At 29.8% G+C, this 19,877-nt stretch carries 18 protein-coding genes; 12 read left to right on the forward strand and 6 right to left on the reverse strand.

The features are described from left to right. Positions 1 to 135: 135 nt before the first annotated feature. Positions 136 to 1,074: a ribosome small subunit-dependent GTPase A gene (gene rsgA / locus MKD41_RS09005; protein WP_240241967.1), complete on the reverse strand. Its 939-nt coding sequence runs from the start codon at positions 1,072 to 1,074 to the stop codon at positions 136 to 138. A 217-nt stretch (positions 1,075 to 1,291) separates the two neighbouring features. On the opposite strand from rsgA, the gene corA reads away from it, so the two are divergent. The 3 genes from corA (at position 1,292) to MKD41_RS09020 (ending at position 4,572) form a co-directional block, all read left to right on the forward strand. After that, on the forward strand, positions 1,292 to 2,347 hold the full coding sequence (corA, locus tag MKD41_RS09010; RefSeq protein ID WP_240241968.1) for a magnesium/cobalt transporter CorA: 1,056 nt from the start codon (positions 1,292 to 1,294) through the stop codon (positions 2,345 to 2,347). A gap of 145 nt (positions 2,348 to 2,492) precedes the next feature. Next, a complete protein-coding gene (locus MKD41_RS09015; RefSeq protein ID WP_240241969.1) occupies positions 2,493 to 4,013 on the forward strand; it encodes a carbon-nitrogen hydrolase family protein in 1,521 nt (506 codons plus the stop codon). A 166-nt stretch (positions 4,014 to 4,179) separates the two neighbouring features. Then, positions 4,180 to 4,572, forward strand: coding sequence for a DUF6146 family protein (locus MKD41_RS09020; RefSeq protein ID WP_240241970.1), 393 nt, complete (start codon positions 4,180 to 4,182; stop codon positions 4,570 to 4,572). A gap of 1 nt (position 4,573) precedes the next feature. Here MKD41_RS09020 and nhaA read toward each other — a convergent pair whose 3' ends face one another. The 5 genes from nhaA to MKD41_RS09045 all read right to left on the reverse strand — a co-directional run bounded on the left by nhaA (position 4,574) and on the right by MKD41_RS09045 (position 13,048). Next, positions 4,574 to 5,875, reverse strand: coding sequence for a Na+/H+ antiporter NhaA (nhaA, locus tag MKD41_RS09025; RefSeq protein ID WP_240241971.1), 1,302 nt, complete (start codon positions 5,873 to 5,875; stop codon positions 4,574 to 4,576). A 432-nt stretch (positions 5,876 to 6,307) separates the two neighbouring features. After that, positions 6,308 to 8,734, reverse strand: a complete 2,427-nt coding sequence (locus tag MKD41_RS09030; RefSeq protein WP_240241972.1) for a sodium-translocating pyrophosphatase — start codon at positions 8,732 to 8,734, stop codon at positions 6,308 to 6,310. A 111-nt stretch (positions 8,735 to 8,845) separates the two neighbouring features. Further along, a complete protein-coding gene (locus tag MKD41_RS09035) occupies positions 8,846 to 9,379 on the reverse strand; it encodes an inorganic diphosphatase (protein ID WP_240241973.1) in 534 nt (177 codons plus the stop codon). Between the two features lie 67 nt (positions 9,380 to 9,446). Continuing rightward, positions 9,447 to 11,942: a DUF5686 and carboxypeptidase-like regulatory domain-containing protein gene (locus MKD41_RS09040; RefSeq protein ID WP_240241974.1), complete on the reverse strand. Its 2,496-nt coding sequence runs from the start codon at positions 11,940 to 11,942 to the stop codon at positions 9,447 to 9,449. A gap of 125 nt (positions 11,943 to 12,067) precedes the next feature. Next, positions 12,068 to 13,048: a pyruvate dehydrogenase complex E1 component subunit beta gene (locus MKD41_RS09045; protein ID WP_240241975.1), complete on the reverse strand. Its 981-nt coding sequence runs from the start codon at positions 13,046 to 13,048 to the stop codon at positions 12,068 to 12,070. Between the two features lie 176 nt (positions 13,049 to 13,224). Here MKD41_RS09045 and MKD41_RS09050 point away from each other — a divergent pair, with 176 nt between their 5' ends. The 9 genes from MKD41_RS09050 (at position 13,225) to MKD41_RS09090 (ending at position 19,819) form a co-directional block, all read left to right on the forward strand. Continuing rightward, positions 13,225 to 13,971, forward strand: a complete 747-nt coding sequence (locus MKD41_RS09050) for an electron transfer flavoprotein subunit beta/FixA family protein (protein WP_240241976.1) — start codon at positions 13,225 to 13,227, stop codon at positions 13,969 to 13,971. Positions 13,972 to 14,059: 88 nt separating this feature from the next. Next, positions 14,060 to 15,022 (forward strand): electron transfer flavoprotein subunit alpha/FixB family protein, encoded by a 963-nt coding sequence (locus MKD41_RS09055; protein WP_240241977.1) that lies wholly within the window; start codon positions 14,060 to 14,062, stop codon positions 15,020 to 15,022. An 89-nt stretch (positions 15,023 to 15,111) separates the two neighbouring features. Beyond that, a complete protein-coding gene (locus MKD41_RS09060; RefSeq protein WP_240241978.1) occupies positions 15,112 to 15,723 on the forward strand; it encodes a bifunctional nuclease family protein in 612 nt (203 codons plus the stop codon). A gap of 13 nt (positions 15,724 to 15,736) precedes the next feature. Then, a complete protein-coding gene (locus MKD41_RS09065; RefSeq protein ID WP_240241979.1) occupies positions 15,737 to 17,131 on the forward strand; it encodes a NupC/NupG family nucleoside CNT transporter in 1,395 nt (464 codons plus the stop codon). A gap of 82 nt (positions 17,132 to 17,213) precedes the next feature. After that, positions 17,214 to 18,038: a thymidylate synthase gene (locus tag MKD41_RS09070; RefSeq protein WP_240241980.1), complete on the forward strand. Its 825-nt coding sequence runs from the start codon at positions 17,214 to 17,216 to the stop codon at positions 18,036 to 18,038. Between the two features lie 38 nt (positions 18,039 to 18,076). Further along, complete coding sequence (locus MKD41_RS09075; protein ID WP_240241981.1) at positions 18,077 to 18,283, forward strand: hypothetical protein; 207 nt, start codon at positions 18,077 to 18,079, stop codon at positions 18,281 to 18,283. A 13-nt stretch (positions 18,284 to 18,296) separates the two neighbouring features. Next, positions 18,297 to 18,704 (forward strand): 2TM domain-containing protein, encoded by a 408-nt coding sequence (locus MKD41_RS09080; protein ID WP_240241982.1) that lies wholly within the window; start codon positions 18,297 to 18,299, stop codon positions 18,702 to 18,704. Further along, entirely contained in the window at positions 18,701 to 19,183 is a 483-nt protein-coding gene (locus MKD41_RS09085) for a dihydrofolate reductase (protein WP_240241983.1), read from the forward strand. Before MKD41_RS09080 ends, MKD41_RS09085 begins: the two co-directional genes overlap by 4 nt. A gap of 84 nt (positions 19,184 to 19,267) precedes the next feature. Continuing rightward, on the forward strand, positions 19,268 to 19,819 hold the full coding sequence (locus MKD41_RS09090) for an RNA polymerase sigma factor (RefSeq protein WP_240241984.1): 552 nt from the start codon (positions 19,268 to 19,270) through the stop codon (positions 19,817 to 19,819). Positions 19,820 to 19,877 lie beyond the last annotated feature (58 nt).

Here is a 19,877-nt window from a genome sequence, read left to right on the forward strand (position 1 = left end):
TCTGTCTTCTAGCATACACCTTCAACTAACCAAAAAATTACTTAAATTTTGTTTAACTTTAGGCTTTGGTTTCTACTCCGTTTAGCCGCTGCCTATAAACTTTTTGACTTTAGAACTTTACAACTTTTAACTTGTCTAACCATAAATATCTGTTCTATAATGTTCTTCATCTCCTTCAACCATTTGCAAATAACTAGTATAACGCGAATAGGCAATTTCACCATTTTCTACAGCTTCTTTTATAGCGCATTTAGGTTCGTTTATATGCAAACAATTATTAAATTTACATTCCGATTTCAACCTAAAAAACTCTGGAAAATAATCTGTTATTTGATTCGGCTCAAAATCTACCACTCCAAAACCTTTAATTCCTGGGGTATCTATAATAAATCCGCCAAAACTTAAATGAAACATCTCTGCAAATGTAGTTGTATGCATACCTTGCTTATGTTGTTTAGAAATTTCTTTTGTTTTTAAATTTAAGCTTGGTTCAATAGCATTTATTAAGGTAGATTTTCCAACACCTGAATGCCCTGAAAACATAGTAGTTTTATCTTTCATCAATAATTTTACCTCAGCTACACCAACTTTCTTTGTTGCAGAAATAGCAATGCACTTGTAGCCTATATCTGTATAAATTGCATCTAAAACTGCAAGTTTCTCTAATTCTTCGTCTGTATATATATCTAATTTATTAAACAAAATTACTGTTGTAATATTATAAGCTTCAGCAGTAGCTAAAAAACGATCTATAAAACCTGTAAACGTTGGCGGATTATCAATAGTTACTAATAAAAAGGCAATATCAACATTTGCTGCAATTATATGCGTTTGCTTAGAAAGATTTACAGATTTACGAATAATATAATTCTTTCTATCAATTATTTTATTAATTACACCAGTTTCTTTACCTTCTTCAAATTCAAATGTAACAGCATCTCCAACCGCAACCGGATTGGTACTTTTTATTCCTTTAATTCTAAATTTCCCCTTCAATCTACAATCTATAGTACCACCATTTTCGTCAAATACAGTATACCAACTTCCAGTTGATTTTGTTACAACTCCTTTCATCTATTTCTACTTATTATTTAAAAGCCTAAGAAACATCTATTTTATTATACCTTAAAAAAAGAGATGTTCACATTTACAAATATAATATAGTTTAAAAGTAATAGCCCAAATTATGATTTAAATTTAATTGGCTGCTGCTTTTATTAAAAAGTTAAATTAATTTTATACTTTTAGATTACTTACAACAAAAATAAATCATCTTAAAAAAAAACCAAAAATGGGTAAAAAAAAACTAACTAGAAAAAAGTCTAACCCGCAAAATCTCATTTTTACAGGTACAAAATATACCGAAGATTTTAAGATGCAACTTTTTAGTTACAACCAAAATGAATTGCTTGAAATTACCGACTTTTTAGAAAAAGATTTCATTGGCTTTACAGATGAAACCAAAAAATATTGGTTAAATACGCACGCAATTCACGATGTAAAACAAATAAATAGCATTTGTAAAAAAATTGGAATTCACAATTTAGTAATTCAAGATATTTTAGATGTAAATCAACGACCAAAATTTCAACAATATGAAAATTACTTATTTTTTACAATAAAATCGTTATTACCTACAGACAATGTAGATATAGAAGCCGAACAATTAAGTTTTATTTTAGGGAAAAACTTTTTAATCTCATTTCAAGAAAAAAAAGCAGATCATTTTGAACATGTAAGACATCGTTTAAGAGAAAATATTGGTATTTCGCGCGAAAGAACTTCAGATTTTTTACTCTTCCTTTTGCTTGAATCTATTTTAGATAATTATTTTAAAACAATTGACAGTATTGAAGATAAAATTGAAAATATAGCGCTTATAGACATTAATGAAGACCCTTCTCCTGAAATTTTAAACACTATAGAAATCTACAAAAGACAATTGCATACTATTAAAAAAACAATTATTCCAATCCGCGATTTTGCAACAAAAATTGAACGAGAACCCTTTAATCTTATTGAACAAAAACATCTAAAATACTTTTTTGAAATTAAAGATATATGTTTAACGCTTTTAGACAATTGCGATAAAATTGAAACAAGACTTGAAAGTAATATTAATTTATTTTTTTCAATACAAGGTCATAGAATGAATCAAGTTATGAAAACACTAACCGTGGTTTCCACTATTTTTATACCACTTACTTTCTTAGCAGGAATTTATGGCATGAATTTTACTAACATTCCAGAACTAACTTGGAAATGGGGTTATGCTGCTTTTTGGGGTATTATAATTGTTATTTTTATAATTATGCTCTCTTATTTTAAACGAAAAAAATGGTTTTAAAACAACAAACTTTTCAAGGTTTTTATTTCTAAAAAAATAATTCAATAATCAAAAATATTATCTAATTTTACTTTGTAAATAACATAAGGATTACAAGATATTTTTACTTATATCTTTCTTATTTAAAACTATTTACTACAAAAAAATGAAAGATATAGAAAATATAGAATTAACATATCTTACGTTAGATGATTATCAAGAACTGAAAGAAGTAATGATAGATTCTTACGTAACTATGCCAGATTCTTTTTGGAAAGAACACCAAATTGCAACACTAATAGACCGTTTTCCTGAAGGGCAAGTTGTAATAAAAGTTAACGATCAAATTGCTGGTTGTGCATTGGCTATTATGGTAGATTATAATAGCTTTGACGACCACCATTCTTATAAAGAAATTACCGGAAATTATACATTTAGCACACATACACCAGACGGAGATGTGCTCTACGGAATTGAAGTTTTTATTAAACCACAATACAGAGGTTTGCGTCTTGGACGAAGATTGTACGACTACAGAAAAGAATTATGCGAACGCTTAAATTTAAGAGGTGTTGCTTTTGGCGGAAGAATTCCAAATTATCATAAATATTCCGACACTTTATCACCTAAAGAATATATTTCTAAAGTACGAAGAAAAGAAATTCACGATCCTGTTTTAAATTTTCAGGTTTCCAATGATTTTCATCCAACAAAAGTTTTAAAAAATTATTTAGAAGGAGATGAAGCTTCTAACGATTATGCTGTACTTTTAGAATGGGACAATATTTATTATGAAAAAAAATCTAAAAAGGCTTCTGTTATAAAAAAAATAGTTCGTTTAGGTTTAATTCAATGGCAAATGCGCCCTTATAAAGACCTAGAAGAATTAATGACTCAAGCAGAATTTTTTGTAGATGCTGTTTCTGGATACCGATCAGATTTTGCTTTATTCCCTGAGTTTTTTAATGCTCCATTAATGGCAAAAAACAACCATTTAAGCGAATCGGAAGCAATTAGAGAACTTGCAAAAGATACCGAAGCAATAGTAAAACAATTTTCGCAGCTATCCATCTCATACAATATAAATATAATTACGGGTAGTATGCCCGAAATGCAAAATGGTAAACTCTACAATGTAGGTTATTTATGCCGAAGAGATGGAACTACCGAAAGGTATGAAAAATTACACGTAACACCAGATGAAGCACGTGTTTGGGGACTTCAAAAAGGGCACGAATTAAAAAGTTTTGATACAGATTGTGGTAAAATTGGAATTTTAATCTGTTACGATTCTGAATTTCCAGAATTAAGCAGAATTCTTGCAGACGAAGGCATGGATATTTTATTTGTTCCATTTTTAACAGATACTCAAAACGGTTATTCAAGAGTTAGAAATTGCTCGCAAGCCAGAGCTATTGAAAACGAATGTTATGTAGCAATTGCAGGTAGTGTTGGAAATCTTCCAAAAGTTCAAAACATGGATATTCAATATGCGCAATCTATGGTTTTTACACCCTGTGATTTTGCGTTTCCTGCAAATGGAATAAAAGCAGAAGCTACACCAAATTCTGAAATGATTTTAATTGCCGATGTTGATATAGACCTATTAAGACAATTACATCAATTCGGAAGTGTAAGAAACTTAAAAGATAGACGCAAGGATTTGTATGAATTAAAGAAATTATAGTAAATAAACCATCTAAAAAGAGCTTAAAACCATATTTAAAAACTTATTTCAAACTTCACTCTACAATTTATTAATTATTTCGAGGTTCTGTACTATTTTAAACAAACTATAGTTTTACTTTTTAGACGGTTTTAAATTTTAAAAAACTAACAAAAAAATAACCATCATGAAACAAATCATTTATTTTATAGTTACATTTTTTATTGTTGTTGGATGTAGTTCTACAACAAAAACAACTACCCAACTTCCAAATGAAGCTGTTAGAATTGCTAATGACGATTTAGAATACGAGATTATTATTATAGATCCTGGTTTTAAAACATATTTACTTAGCCAAGCTAAACCGGCTAACTTTTATTCACAATCTTATTACGAAACAAAAAATAAATTTTATGTAATTGAGTGGAATAAACGAGTAAATAACCCTTTAGCCTATAATCCAAATATCTACGAAAACGTAATTGATTACGATTTTAATATTGATTATGGTTTAGATGTTAACTATAAACTATTCAACTATTTTAAATTTGTTGAATATAAATACAAACAACAGTTTTAATTTATTTTACTGGTTTTAAGGTAAATTTTAAAACAAAATAACCTATTAAACCAGAAACTAAAGAACCAATTATAATTCCCATTTTTGCTGCAGCAACTACGCCTTCATCTACATAAGCTAGATTAGCAATAAATAAAGACATTGTAAATCCAAGACCTCCTAGTATACTGATACCAAATATTTGTTTAAAATTAACATTCTCTGGTAAATCTGCAATTTTTAGTTTTACACTAATAAAACTCATTAATAAAATACCTATGGTATTACCAAACACTAAGGCTAAAGCAATATTATAAACCACATGTGCTGCATCTTCAATACCTGCAAAACTTATTACAACCCCTGCATTTGCCAATGCAAAAATTGGCATAATTAAGTATGAAACCCAACCGTGTAAATTATGCTCTAAGTGTTGTAAAGGAGAGTGTACTTTCTTAGAACAATTTTCTATAGAATCAATAGCATGTATTTGATCGTAAGATAGCAACTTACTCTCATCTACAGTTTTTTCTTTAAAAATTGACAATTGTTGTTTAACTGTTGTTAAATATTGAGATATATTAACTTTTCTATTAATTGGAATTGTAAATGCCATTAAAACTCCTGCAATAGTAGGGTGAATTCCAGACTTTAAAAACAAAATCCAAACCACACATCCTATTAAAAAATAAAAGTATTTAGAATATACTTCTTTATAACTTAAATAGGATAAACCAGCAATTAATAACATTGCATAACCAATTAAATCCCATTGAATATTTGCACTATAAAAAACGGCAATTACCAATACTGCCCCAATATCATCTACAATTGCAAATGCTGTTAAAAATATTTTTAAACCAATTGGAACTCTTTTACCTAACAACTTTAATATTCCTAAAGTAAAAGCAATATCTGTAGCCATTGGAACTCCCCAACCTTCAATTCCTATTTTACCTTGATTTAAGAAAACAAAAATTAATATAGGAAATGCCATTCCTCCAAAAGCAGCAAAAACAGGTAGTGCGGCTTTTCTTAATGTTGTAAGTTCTCCTGCTAAAATTTCACGTTTAACCTCTAAGCCAATTACAAAAAAGAAAACTGCCATTAATCCATCATTAATCCATAATATTAATGACTTTGATAGATGAAAATCTGTATTTGCAAAACCGATTGTGAATTTTTTAAACCAAATTTCTTCATACAAATATCCAAAAGATGAATTTGCCCAAATTATAGCAAAAATTGAGGCTAAAAAGAGGATGATACTTGAAGCTGTTTCTAATTGAATAAATCTTTTTAACTGTGCGCTTAGGTACTTCATTTAACTATGTTTTTTCGGTTGAAATATACGATTTTTCCAAAACATATCCCATTAAATTAAAGTGAAGAATTCATAAAAAAATATTAAATTTTTAAAAAAAACTTAAAACAATTCAATTAAAACAAACAATATTTAGTTAAAATATTGAATTTAAAACAAAAAATACTTTTGAAAAAAGAGCTTATTTTCTAAAAAAAAATGATTTATAATAGTTGATTTAAACAGCTTTAAAATACAGCTTTTCACCTATAAATGAACATATTAATCATATAAATATAATTTACTTAGTACACTAATTTTTACGATAATTTAATTACCAATAGAACTATTTTTAATATAAAATGCCATTTCACCGACAATAAAGGCTACAAAAAGCAAAAAGGCATTCAAGAATGAATACCTTTTAATTTTTAAAAAAAATTTAGTTATTGTTTACATAACTTCTTTTACTTTTTCAACTTTTGTAATATTAACGTTTACTTGTCTACCTTCTAAATCTTTTAATTTAGATGTTATTTCTTCTTCTGTTCCTGTAAACTCTTCTTTAACCGTTATTATTTCACCATTTTTTAAAGTATCTGTAACTACTACTGCATTCATAGTATTATCACTATTTACAGTTAGTGTAACTTCTACATCTTTAGACAGCTCTACTAAATCAGCTACAACTTCATTTGGAGTATTTTCATTAGCATATGCAGTTACTGCATCAGTATCTACAGCAATACTAGGCGCAATAACTAAAGCAACAACCGACATTAATTTTAATAAAATATTTAAAGAAGGTCCTGAAGTATCTTTAAATGGATCACCTACAGTATCACCTACAACAGCAGCTTTATGAGCTTCAGTACCTTTTTTACCTTGTTCTTCAATCATTTTTTTAGCATTATCCCACGCTCCACCAGCATTTGATTGAAAAATGGCCATTAAAACTCCTGACGTTGTAACACCTGCTAAAAGTCCTCCTAACATTTCTGCACCACCTACAAAGCCAACTAATACAGGAACTACCAACGCTAATAAACCAGGTAATACCATTTCTCTAATTGAAGCTTCTGTAGAAATCTCTACACATTTTTCATATTCAGCATACCCATCAGCTTCATCAAATATTCTTCTATCTTCTGGCGTTGCTTTAGACATATCTGTATCATATTTACGCATAACTTCTAATGCAGCTTTTAACTGTGGAATATCTTTAAACTGACGACGCACCTCTTCAATCATAGACATTGCAGCACGCCCTACAGCTTTCATAGATAATGCAGAAAAAACAAAAGGCAACATACCCCCTATTAATAAACCTGCCATAATATCTGGACGAGAAACGTCAATTGAAGTTATTTTTGCAGTTTTCATAAATGCAGCAAATAATGCCAACGCCGTTAAAGCTGCAGAAGCAATTGCAAATCCTTTTCCAATAGCTGCGGTAGTATTTCCAACTGCATCTAACTTATCGGTTCTTTCACGCACTTCTTTTGGAAGTTCAGACATTTCAGCAATACCACCAGCATTATCAGAAATTGGTCCATAAGCATCAACTGCTAATTGAATACCTGTATTGGCTAACATACCAACAGCTGCAATTGCGATTCCATATAAACCAGCGAAATGGTGAGAAACTATAATGGCTGCTGCAATTAATAATATTGGTAGCATTGTAGACATCATACCAACACCTAAACCTGCAATAATATTTGTTGCAGAACCTGTTTCAGATTGTTTTACAATTGAAAGAACTGGCTTTGTACCTGTACCGGTATAATATTCGGTTACTTTACCAACAGCTAAACCTGCAGCTAAACCTGCTATAGTTGCCCAAAACACACCCATAGAAGTATAAGTAATTCCAGCATCTACCCAAGAAGCTGGCAACATTTGTTGAATAATAAAATACGATGCTACTAACATTAAACCTGCAGAACCAAATTCTCCAATATTCAATGCAGTTTGAGGGTTTCCTCCATCTTTTACTCTCACAAAGAAAGTTCCAATAATAGACATTACAATACCAATAGCAGCTAATACTAAAGGTAAATATACAGCGCCTAAACCATTAAAAGAAGCTTGAAATTCTGGTAATGTAGCATAAATAGCTCCTAAAACCATTGTTCCAATAATTGAACCGACATAAGATTCGAATAAATCTGCTCCCATACCAGCAACATCACCTACATTATCACCAACGTTATCGGCAATAGTAGCAGGATTTAATGGATGATCTTCAGGAATTCCTGCTTCTACTTTACCTACTAAATCAGCTCCAACATCGGCTGCTTTTGTATAAATACCACCACCAACACGTGCAAATAAAGCAATTGAAGAAGCACCTAATGAAAACCCTGAAAGTATATTTAAAACCATAGCAAGATTTTCTTGTCCAGGCCAAATTCCTTGATAAATTATAAACAATCCGCTTAAACCAAGTACTCCTAAACCAACAACACCTAACCCCATAACAGCTCCACCTGCAAATGCAACTTCCAAAGCTTTTTCTAAAGATGTTGTTGCAGCCTGTGTTGTTCTAACATTTGCCTTTGTTGCTACTTTCATACCAATAAAACCAGCTAATGCAGAACAAATTGCTCCTATAATAAATGAAACAGCAACCATACCATGAGAACCAACATCGTAAGTTCCTTTTAAATACAATAAAATTGCTACAGCTATTACAAAAATAAATAGTATTTTATATTCTGCCTTTAAAAAAGACATTGCACCATCTGCAATATGTTTAGCAATTTTTAACATTTTCTCATTTCCTCCATCTTGTTTTGACACCCAAGCGTTTTTTAGTACTACAAATACAAGCGCTAAAACCCCAAAAAGAGGTAAAAATTTTACAATATATTCCATTGTTTATTTAAATAATTTAATTAATAATTTTTTTAGTTGCACACAAAGTAGCAAAAAATATAACATTAAAAAAACCAGCTTTTTAAAACTGGTTTGTAAATTATACTTTTACTAAATTGTAAATGTTCTTTTTTTCTTGTGCTCACTATTATTGTATCTAGCGATACATTCATGATAGATTTTTACGGCTTCTTCGGCATTACCCCAGCCACCAACATCTACTTTCTTCTTTTCTAAATCTTTATAAACCTGAAAGAAGTGTTCAATTTCTTTCAATCTATGTGGATTTAAATCGTGTATATCTTTTCTATTATTCCAAATTGGATCTGAAACTGGCACACAAATTATTTTTTCATCTGGCCCTTTTTCATCAGTCATATGGAAAACTCCAATTGGTCTAACTTCCATTACAACCATAGGAAAGGTTGGTTCAGTACCTAATACTAAAACATCTAAAGGATCTTTGTCCAATGCTAATGATTCTGGAATAAACCCATAATCTCCTGGATACATCATAGATGAAAATAACATTCTATCGAACCTAATTTTGTTCAATGCAAAGTCGTATTCATATTTATTTCTACTTCCTTTTGGAATTTCAATTAACACATCAAATGTTAACGGTTTTTTAGATTTAGCAGTCATTTTATATTTTATTTTCGGCAAAAGTACAAAAATGATACTTTTACATAGGCATTTTTTAACATGATTTTTAAAAATGAAACCCAAAAGCTCCTTTTATGGCAAATTTATTAGCATTTGGAACGTCTAAATAATTACCTCTCCAACTAAAATCTATTCTAAATACTTTAAAAATATTACCTATTCCAACACTATACTCGTAGTAACCTTTTGTGGGTGCTACATAATTTATGTTTGAAGCATTTAGAGCTATATTTTTATCTGATATTTCTCCCCAAACACCTTTAACACCAACAATTTCTCTTAAATTTAATTTTCTTAATAGCGGAATTCTAGATAAAAAACGCCCATTAAAACTATGTTCAATATGAAGTGAAGCGTATGTATCTGTTACAAATTCGTAATAATCTAATAAAGCATAGGTATTTTCAATTGTAAAATAAGATTGATTTCCAGGAACTACATTTAACAACCCTAACGGAACTTCTCCAAATGTTTTACCTACTTCAAAAGTGGTAAACATTCTTCCAAAACCACCAATTAAAATTGGCTGACGGTAATAAAATTGTAATTTATGATAATCAAAATCACTATTAAAAACTCCTTTTATTCCTTGTGAATAATTTAAAAATAATGTAGAATACGTATCTGAAACTTCATTTCTTTCTACACCATAACCAATTGTTTTTCTATTTGGTGTATATCTTATTGAAAAATCTATTTCAGATTGGATAATATCAGATTTTTTTAAATCATTTTGTTTATCTACCCAATAATCTAGATTAAATGTTTCTGGAGAAGCAGTAACTAAGGTTCTATAAGATGCTCCAATTCTAAATAACAAATTCTTTTTTGGCTCTATAGACATAAAAACATTTGATAAATTTATAGATGTTAATTTACTATTATCTCCGCTTGCAAAAAATGACGATGAAGCAAAACTTCGTCCTAAAACATCATTTGTTGTCGTTAAACTTACACCTATTTGCTCTACATCTCTCCTGTTTCCACCACCAATAATAAATCTACTTTTCGGGTTTACCATCCACTTACCAGACATGCCGTATTTGAATTTATCATCATCAAAACCATAAGCGGTATACCCTTGCAAACGCCAAGGTTCGTTTCCACCTAAATACGTTCTTCCACCAACACGCAAACGTAACCCTTCAACATCATTTTTACCAAAAGTTGAATAGATAGACCCATAATCGAAATTATTAAACTCTATATATCCAGAACCTAATATTGAAACGGCATTATACATTTTCTTAAACTTTGGAACCGTTGTCAGCGTATCTAACATTTTATAAATTCCAAGCTCATTATCGTTTAATTTTTCTTGCCTATTAACACTCCAGTAGGCATCTTCTTTATTATAAATTTTTTGATCGTATACATTAACCTCTTCATTATAGAAACTTGCATCTTTAGGCTGATCGAATTTATAGTCTTTATACATAGTGGTTCTTCTACCATAAACTCCTTTAGATTTGTCTTTTTTATTTAAACTAAAATCAGACAACATATAATCTCTTTTTAATAAAAAAACAGAATCATTTAACACGTCAAATTCTTGTTCTATATAAATATCTTTAACCCAGTTAATATTGGCACTTCTGGTTGCCTGCATATTAATTTCTTTAATTGCAAAGGTGGTATCGTTAACCCAAAAATCTCCTTTAAAAGTTAATTCACTTTTTCTTCTCGGATAATACAGAATATTATAACACCATTTATTATCTACATAAGCACTATCTGCCAATATATAATTATAAGTTGAAATTCCTGCCGCCTTAGAAATTGGGCTTACAAAGCTTTTATCAAAAATTTTAATATAACTATCATATACATTATAATCTACATACAAATCTTTGATAAATGCAATTACATTTTGATTCGAGTTAAAACCCGAATTTTTATTAGCAACTAAATCTTCACGAAATTTTTCACCGTTTTTATTCTTTCCATAAGAATTATAAACAGATTCGTTAATAAAAATTGGCAAAAATGCTTTTCCTGTTATGTTTGAAGTATCAATATTTTTAAAAATAAATTCCATTCCTTTAAACAGTTTCTTTTCCATAAAAGCACTGTCCACATTATTCATATCAAACTCTAGTTTCTCATACTTTTCATATTGATACTGATCAAATAAGTAAATTCCATTTTTACGTTCTTTTGCCCAAACTTTTTTTAGAATTTCAATAGCGGGATTTCCTTTTTTCTTAACGTTTCCGGTATAAATAAAAACTTCATCTAATTGAGCGGCAGCTTCTTTTAAAACTATTGTTAAATTAAAATCTCTACTTTTTATAGGAATTATTTTTGTTTCATACCCTAAAAACGATACTTCTATTCCTGTATATGTAATGTTTGATTCTAAGTAAAACTTACCATTCTCATCTGAAACCGTTCCTACATTAGAATCTACAAACATAATATTTGCAAACGGAATTGATTCGTTTTGCTCATCTACAACCACACCGCTAACTTTAACTTGAGCAAAACTCATTGAAAAAATAAACAAAAAAAGGATGTATATAACTTTAAAAATTCTCTTCATTTTAATACCTATTGTATTTTAGGGTCAAATTAGTCTATTGTTTAAATGGGTTAAAATAGACGTTTGAAATAAAAAATCCTTTCAAGTAACACTTGAAAGGATTTAATAACGCAAATAATACGTCTTTATTTTATATACATAACGTCTTTTACAGCTTTAACAACATCGTTAAAGTTTGGCAACCATTCTTCCATTAAAACTGGAGAATATGCTGCAGGTGTATCTGCTGTAGTAATTCTTCTAATTGGCGCATCTAAGTGATCAAACACATTTTCTTGTACTTGAAAAGTAATTTCTGATGAAACACTAGCAAAAGGCCAAGCTTCTTCTAAAATAACCAATCTATTAGTTTTTTTAACTGAAGTAAAAATAGCTTCAAAATCCATTGGTCTAACAGTACGCATATCTATAATCTCGCAAGAAACACCTTCTTTTTCAAGAACATCTGCTGCTTTATAAGCTTCTTTAATAATTTTACCGAAAGAAACAATTGTTACATCTGTACCTTCTCTTTTAATATCTGCAACACCAATTGGTATAATATATTCTCCTTCAGGAATTTCCATTTTATCACCATACATCTGTTCAGACTCCATAAAAATTACTGGATCATCATCTCTAATTGCTGCTTTTAATAAACCTTTTGCATCATAAGGATTTGATGGTACAACAACTTTTAAACCAGGAGTATTAGCAAACCAATTTTCAAATGCTTGAGAGTGTGTTGCACCTAATTGCCCTGCAGAACCTGTTGGTCCTCTAAAAACAATTGGACAATTTAACTGTCCACCAGACATTTGTCTAATTTTAGCAGCATTATTAATAATTTGGTCGATACCAACCAAAGAAAAATTAAAGGTCATAAACTCTACAATTGGCCTATTCCCATTCATTGCTGAACCAACAGCAATACCTGTAAAACCTAATTCTGCAATTGGAGAATCAATAACTCTTTTTGCTCCAAATTCATCTAACATTCCTTTAGACGCTTTGTATGCACCATTATATTCAGCAACTTCTTCACCTATTAAAAAAATAGATTCATCGCGACGCATTTCTTCACTCATTGCCTCGCAAATAGCTTCTCTAAATTGTATTGTCTTCATTATATTTTTTTTATGGAATTGCAAAAGTAAGCATTTCTAATTTTACTATCAAAAAAATAATACTTAATAAAATTTTATTATGCACGCATAGCATTTTTGAAAAAAAGTAGTATATTCGTAAAAAAATAACATTAAAAATCGTTATTTTTATATAAAAAAATCAAATAAATAACAAAATGAAAATATTAGTTTGTATAAGTAACGTTCCAGATACTACTTCAAAAATAAATTTTGTCGAAAATGATACAAAATTTGATAGTAATGGCGTACAATATGTTATTAATCCGTATGACGAATTTGCTTTAACCCGCGCTATGTGGTTTAAAGAAAAACAAGGTGCAAGTGTTACCGTAATATCTGTTGGAGACGCCTCTATAGAACCTACTTTACGTAAAGCTTTAGCTATTGGAGCAGATAATGCTATTAGAATTAATACACCTGCTACCGATGGGTTTACTGTAGCAAAAGAATTAGCTGAAGTAATTAAAAACGACACTTACAATCTAATATTAGCCGGAAAAGAATCTATCGATTATAATGGAGGAATGGTTCCTGGAATGATAGCTGGATTGCTAGATTACAATTTTGTAAACGCTTGTGTTAGCTTAGAAATTGAAGGCGAAAAAGCAACAATTGCAAGAGAAATAGATGGTGGAAAAGAAGTTTTAACGTGTAATTTACCTTTAGTAATTGCTGGACAAAAAGGTCTTGTTGAAGAAAAAGACTTACGTATTCCAAATATGCGTGGTATTATGATGGCTCGTAAAAAACCTTTAACCATAATAGAACCAACAACAAATGATACTGCAACCGCTACAACCTCATTTGAAAAACCAACAGCAAAATCTGCTTGCAAATTAGTAGATGCCGATAATGTAGATGAGTTAATTAACTTGTTACACAACGAAGCAAAAGTAATATAATTAATTTCTGTTAAATTGTGTATTTGTTATATTGTGTAAAAACAGTTAAACAGTTAAACAGTTAAACGATTAAACAAAATAAAAATATATGTCAGTTTTAGTTTTAGCCGAATCATCTAACGGAAAATTTAAAAAATCATCGTTTGAAGTTACTTCTTATGGAAAAAAAGTTGCTGAACAATTAAATACCAATTTAGTTGTTTTAACAGTAAATACTACTGATAACGAAACACTCTATAAATATGGTGCCGAAAAAGTATTAAATGTTTCTAATGAAGCTTTAACTACTTTTAATGCCAAAACAATAGCAAACATAGTTAAACAAGCTGTAGAAAAAGAAAATGTTGAAGTTGTAATTTTAGATTCAAATGCTAATGCACTCTACGCAGCCCCTTTGATAGCTGTTAACATAAATGCAGGATATGCAAGCAACACAGTAGCTCTACCAAGTTCAACAACACCTTTTATAGTAAAACGCAAAGCCTTTTCTAATAAAGCTTTTAATAATTGTGAAATTTCAACAGCTATAAAAGTAATATCATTAGCTAAAAACTCTTATGGAATTTTTGAAAATGAAGTTTCAGGCACAACCGAAAGTTTTACACCAGAACTTACAAGCAGCAATTTAACTTCAGAATCTATAGAACAAACAACAGGTAAAGTAACAATTGCCGATGCAGATATTGTAGTTTCAGGCGGACGTGGATTAAAAGGACCTGAAAATTGGGGAATGATTGAAGAATTAGCTTCAGTTTTAAATGCTGCAACAGCTTGTTCTAAACCAGTTTCAGACTTAGGATGGAGACCACATAGCGAACATGTTGGACAAACCGGAAAACCAGTAGCTTCAAATTTATATATTGCTATTGGTATTTCTGGAGCAATTCAACATTTAGCAGGTATTAACTCATCTAAAGTAAAAGTAGTTATAAATACCGATGCCGAAGCACCCTTTTTTAAGGCCGCAGATTACGGTATTATAGGAGATGCTTTTGAAGTAGTTCCTAAATTAATTGAAAAGTTAAAAAAATTTAAAGCAAATAACGCATAATTTTATTAAATTGTGCCTCTTAACAAGGCTGTCTAATTTTTGGGCCAACTGTCCTTTGATTAGGCAGCTTTTTTTGCTAATTTTAATTTATGAGTTTAGTTCGTCTAAATATAAAAGGAATATCATACAGTCAAACACAGAGTGGTGCTTATGCATTAGTTTTAAGTGAAGAAGAAGGAAACAGAACGTTACCAATTGTAATTGGTGCTTTTGAAGCACAATCAATTGCTATAGCTCTTGAAAAAGAGATTAAACCTCCAAGACCTTTAACACACGATTTATTTAAAACTTTTGCAGACAGGTTTCAAATTAAAATAAAACAAGTAATTATTCACAAATTAGTAGATGGTGTTTTTTACTCTAGTTTAATTTGCGAGCGCGATAAAATTGAAGAAATTATAGACACTCGAACTTCAGATGCTATTGCTTTAGCTACCCGTTTTAGTGCTCCAATTTATACGTATGAAAACATTTTAGATAAAGCAGGTATTTATTTAAAAATGAAAGATGAGTTAAGTCCAACAGAAGAAGATGATTTAGGTATCGAAAAATTAATTGAAGAACCTGAACCTATTAAAGAATCTGCTTATTCAAAAGTTTCCTTAAAACAATTAAACGAAAAATTAGAAAAAGCTGTTCAAGACGAAGATTACGAATTAGCTGCAAAAATTCGTGATGAAATTAATAAACGTACCCAATAATCAAACTTCAAAAATGATAAAAAAAATTGGTTTAGCTACACTGCTATTTTTCAGTATTACAACTGCAAATTCACAAGAAATTACATCAAATATAATAATAGAAAATCAAGGTTTTTCAATCACTTCTTTATGGAGGGGAATTTTAGGAATGCTTTCTTTATTAATTGTAGCCTACTTATTTAGTAGTAATAAAAAAGCAATTAAATGGAAAACTGTAGGAGCCGGTTTAACAGCTCAACTTTTAATAGCTATAGGTGTTTTAAAAGTTCCTTTTGTACAAGCAATTTTTGAATTTGTAGGAAGTATTTTCACAAATATATTAGACTATACAGCTGCTGGTAGCGAATTTTTATTTGGAGGTTTAATGAATATAGAATCATACGGTTTTATATTTGTATTTCAAATTTTACCTACTATCATTTTCTTTTCGGCTTTAACCTCTTTATTATTTTACTTAGGTATTATTCAAATAATAGTAAAAGGTTTAGCTTGGCTACTTACAAAATTATTGCATATTTCTGGAGCAGAAAGCTTGTCTGTTGCAGGTAACATATTTTTAGGACAAACAGAAGCTCCTTTAATGATAAAAGCATATTTAGAACGTATGAATCGTTCTGAAATATTATTAGTTATGATTGGTGGTATGGCTACAGTAGCCGGTGGTGTTTTAGCTGCCTATATTGGTTTTCTGGGCGGAAATGATCCTGAACTTAGATTGCATTTTGCAAAACACTTATTAGCCGCTTCTGTTATGGCAGCGCCTGGAGCAATAGTAATATCTAAAATTCTATACCCACAAACTGAAAGTATAAATACAGATGTACACGTATCACAAGATAAAATTGGCTCTAATATTTTAGATGCTATTGCAAACGGAACAACAGAAGGTTTAAAATTAGCAGCAAATGTTGCCGCTATGCTTTTGGTATTTGTAGCCATTATTGCAATGCTAAACGGAATGCTAGGTTGGGTTGGAGATATAACCAATTTAAATGAATGGATGGTAGCAAACACACCCTATCAAAAATTTACTTTAGAAGCTATTTTAGGAACTATTTTTGCACCATTAATGTGGTTAATTGGTGTAGCTAAAGAAGATATTATGCTAATGGGCCAGTTATTAGGTGTAAAATTAGCAGCAAGTGAATTTGTTGGCTACATACAATTAGCCGAACTTAAAAACGTTGCAAACATTACTCATTTCACCTACAATAAATCTGTAATTATGGCAACCTATATGCTTTGTGGATTTGCAAATTTTGCATCCATCGGAATCCAAATTGGAGGTATTGGATCTTTAGCTCCTGGACAACGCAAAACACTTTCAGAATTTGGAATGAAAGCATTAATTGGAGGTTCAATTGCTTCATTACTATCCGCTACAATTGCAGGAATGATTATTGGGTAATTTTTTATATTGAAATGTACAAAAAGTTGAATGGTTATAAATCTTATAACATATTTAACTTTTAAAATTTTAAACAGCATAAATGAAACAATATTTAGATTTAATAAAACACGTTCAAGAAAATGGAACGGTAAAAGAAGATAGAACAGGAACAGGTACAAAAAGCGTTTTTGGCTATCAAATGCGATTTGATTTAAGTAAAGGGTTTCCAATGGTAACCACAAAAAAATTACATTTAAAATCTATAATTCATGAGCTTCTTTGGTTTTTAAAAGGAGCAACAAACATAGATTATTTAAAAGAAAACGGCGTAAAAATTTGGGATGCATGGGCTAATGAAAATGGTGATTTAGGTCCTGTTTACGGACATCAATGGCGTAATTGGAATAGTGAAGGTATAGACCAAATTACAGAAGTAATTAATACTATAAAAACAAACCCAGACAGCAGAAGAATGTTAGTAACAGCTTGGAATCCGAGTGTATTACCCGATACAAGTATTTCATTTTCTGAAAATGTAGCAAACGGAAAAGCTGCGCTTCCACCCTGCCATGCTTTTTTTCAATTTTATGTAACAGATGGAAAACTATCTTGCCAATTATACCAACGCAGTGCAGATATTTTCTTAGGAGTTCCATTTAACATTGCTTCTTACGCCTTATTAACTATGATGATGGCACAAGTTTGTGGATTAGGTTATGGAGATTTTATACACACCTTTGGAGATGCACACATATACAGCAACCACAGCGAACAAGTAGCACTACAGTTATCTAGAGAACCAAAGGAGCTCCCTCAAATGAAAATAAACCCAAATATTAAAAATATTTTTGATTTTAACTTTGAAGATTTTACCTTAGTAAATTACAATCCGCACCCACATATTAAAGGTGCAGTTTCTGTATAATATTATAGAAAAGTAAACGTTAAGCATAAAAAAACAACATGGACTCTATACAACTTAAAAACAAAATTATTCAAAGAATTATTGAAATTGAAGACATTAATTTGTTAAAATCAATAAATGTTCTTTTAAATGCTTCAGATAAAAATATTTCAAAATTTCTAACCTCTGCTAACGATAAGCTTTCTGAAGCTAATGAAACAGAAGATTATACTAACTATATAAAAGAATGGGTTAAAAATATGTAAAACTAGTTAGATTATGAATGAACAATTTGAATTGTATGAGAATGCAAGAAAACGCATCAAACAAAAAAAACGCCTTTACTTACATTTTGTAATTTTTTTAATCGGGTCTGTTTTTTTAATCATCCTTAATAAATTTGTTAAAGTTTGGGAACAGTACGATTGGTTTGTTTGGGCAATTTTAACTTGGTTTTTCTTATTTATATTACATTTTATCAATGTTTTTATTACCAACAAGTTTATGAACAAAGAATGGGAACGTAAACAAACCGAAAAATTAGTTCTAAAACAAGAAGTAAAAATAGCTAAACTCGAAAAAAAAATAGCAGAAGAAGGTAAAAGAAAAGCTGAAAGTGAAAGTTATGCTTCAGAAGTAATTGAAAAAGAACAACAAAAGCTACCAAACATTAAAAAAAACGAATGATCACTATTATTGCTGCAATAGCTAAAAATAATGCTTTAGGAAAAGACAACAAACTTATTTGGCATTTACCAGCAGATTTAAAAAGATTTAAACAAGTTACTTTAAATCACCATATTATTATGGGAAGAAAAACTTTTGAATCACTTGGTAAACCACTTCCTAATAGAACTTCAATTATAATTTCAAGAAATAAAAATTATAAAGTTGAAGGTTGTATTGTTGTAAATTCTTTAGAAGAAGCCATAAAAGCCGCAGCAGAAGATGAAAACCCTTTTATTTTAGGTGGCGCAGAAATTTACAAACAAGCTATTGATATTGCTGACAAATTAGACTTAACATTTGTACATCATACATTTGAAGCCGATGCTTTTTTTCCAAAAATAGACACTTCAATTTGGAAAGAAACTTCTAGGCAAGATTTTAAAGCCGATGAAAAAAACAACTATGATTATAGTTTTGTTAGCTTTGAAAAATTATAAGAATTGTAATTCTTAGTTTAAACTTTTAATTAATTATTTTTTTTTACCATAATCACATATATTTACAAATTAAATTTGTTTTGAGTGATTTTGGATATAAGAAAGGTGATTTTAAATTTAAAAAAAGGTGATACCAATGCATTTAAATTAATTTTTGATGCTTTTTATGATCGTCTCTATGCATTTTCATATCAGTACGTTAAAGAAAAATATGCGGCTGAAGAAATTGTTGAAAATACCATGCTAATGGTTTGGGAAAAAAGAAAACATTTAGACGCCATACAAAACCTAAAATCTTACTTATACAAAACAGTTAGAAATGCATCGTTAGATTATTTAAAAAAAAGCAGTAAAACAGTTCAATTAGATACGGAATTACACGACACTCAATTCAATCAATTTATAATTGAAGAAGAAACACATCAATATTTTATCAATGCAATGGAACTACTTCCAGACAAATGCAGACAAATTTTTAAAATGTGTTGCATTGAAGGTATTAAATATAAAGATGTTGCTGAAGACTTAAATATAAGTATAAATACTGTAAAATCTCAAAGAGCTCGTGCAGTAAAATTACTTCAAAGTCACTTAAAAGACAAGCCCTTCTATTTAATTATTCTTAACCTTATGTAAAAAATATTATTTTTTTTACACCCTTTTTTACTTTTCTTTAGTCATACCTAAAATTAAT

It is taken from the genome of Lutibacter sp. A64, from assembly GCF_022429565.1.
In the GTDB taxonomy this organism is placed as follows: domain Bacteria; phylum Bacteroidota; class Bacteroidia; order Flavobacteriales; family Flavobacteriaceae; genus Lutibacter.

Bases quoted from the DNA above. Each gene is read 5' to 3' on its own strand.
- rsgA (WP_240241967.1), bottom strand. From the start codon at position 1,074: ATGAAAGGAGTTGTAACAAAATCAACTGGAAGTTGGTATACTGTATTT.
- corA (WP_240241968.1), top strand. From the start codon at position 1,292: ATGGGTAAAAAAAAACTAACTAGAAAAAAGTCTAACCCGCAAAATCTC.
- MKD41_RS09015 (WP_240241969.1), top strand. From the start codon at position 2,493: ATGAAAGATATAGAAAATATAGAATTAACATATCTTACGTTAGATGAT.
- MKD41_RS09020 (WP_240241970.1), top strand. From the start codon at position 4,180: ATGAAACAAATCATTTATTTTATAGTTACATTTTTTATTGTTGTTGGA.
- nhaA (WP_240241971.1), bottom strand. From the start codon at position 5,875: ATGAAGTACCTAAGCGCACAGTTAAAAAGATTTATTCAATTAGAAACA.
- MKD41_RS09030 (WP_240241972.1), bottom strand. From the start codon at position 8,734: ATGGAATATATTGTAAAATTTTTACCTCTTTTTGGGGTTTTAGCGCTT.
- MKD41_RS09035 (WP_240241973.1), bottom strand. From the start codon at position 9,379: ATGACTGCTAAATCTAAAAAACCGTTAACATTTGATGTGTTAATTGAA.
- MKD41_RS09040 (WP_240241974.1), bottom strand. From the start codon at position 11,942: ATGAAGAGAATTTTTAAAGTTATATACATCCTTTTTTTGTTTATTTTT.
- MKD41_RS09045 (WP_240241975.1), bottom strand. From the start codon at position 13,048: ATGAAGACAATACAATTTAGAGAAGCTATTTGCGAGGCAATGAGTGAA.
- MKD41_RS09050 (WP_240241976.1), top strand. From the start codon at position 13,225: ATGAAAATATTAGTTTGTATAAGTAACGTTCCAGATACTACTTCAAAA.
- MKD41_RS09055 (WP_240241977.1), top strand. From the start codon at position 14,060: ATGTCAGTTTTAGTTTTAGCCGAATCATCTAACGGAAAATTTAAAAAA.
- MKD41_RS09060 (WP_240241978.1), top strand. From the start codon at position 15,112: ATGAGTTTAGTTCGTCTAAATATAAAAGGAATATCATACAGTCAAACA.
- MKD41_RS09065 (WP_240241979.1), top strand. From the start codon at position 15,737: ATGATAAAAAAAATTGGTTTAGCTACACTGCTATTTTTCAGTATTACA.
- MKD41_RS09070 (WP_240241980.1), top strand. From the start codon at position 17,214: ATGAAACAATATTTAGATTTAATAAAACACGTTCAAGAAAATGGAACG.
- MKD41_RS09075 (WP_240241981.1), top strand. From the start codon at position 18,077: ATGGACTCTATACAACTTAAAAACAAAATTATTCAAAGAATTATTGAA.
- MKD41_RS09080 (WP_240241982.1), top strand. From the start codon at position 18,297: ATGAATGAACAATTTGAATTGTATGAGAATGCAAGAAAACGCATCAAA.
- MKD41_RS09085 (WP_240241983.1), top strand. From the start codon at position 18,701: ATGATCACTATTATTGCTGCAATAGCTAAAAATAATGCTTTAGGAAAA.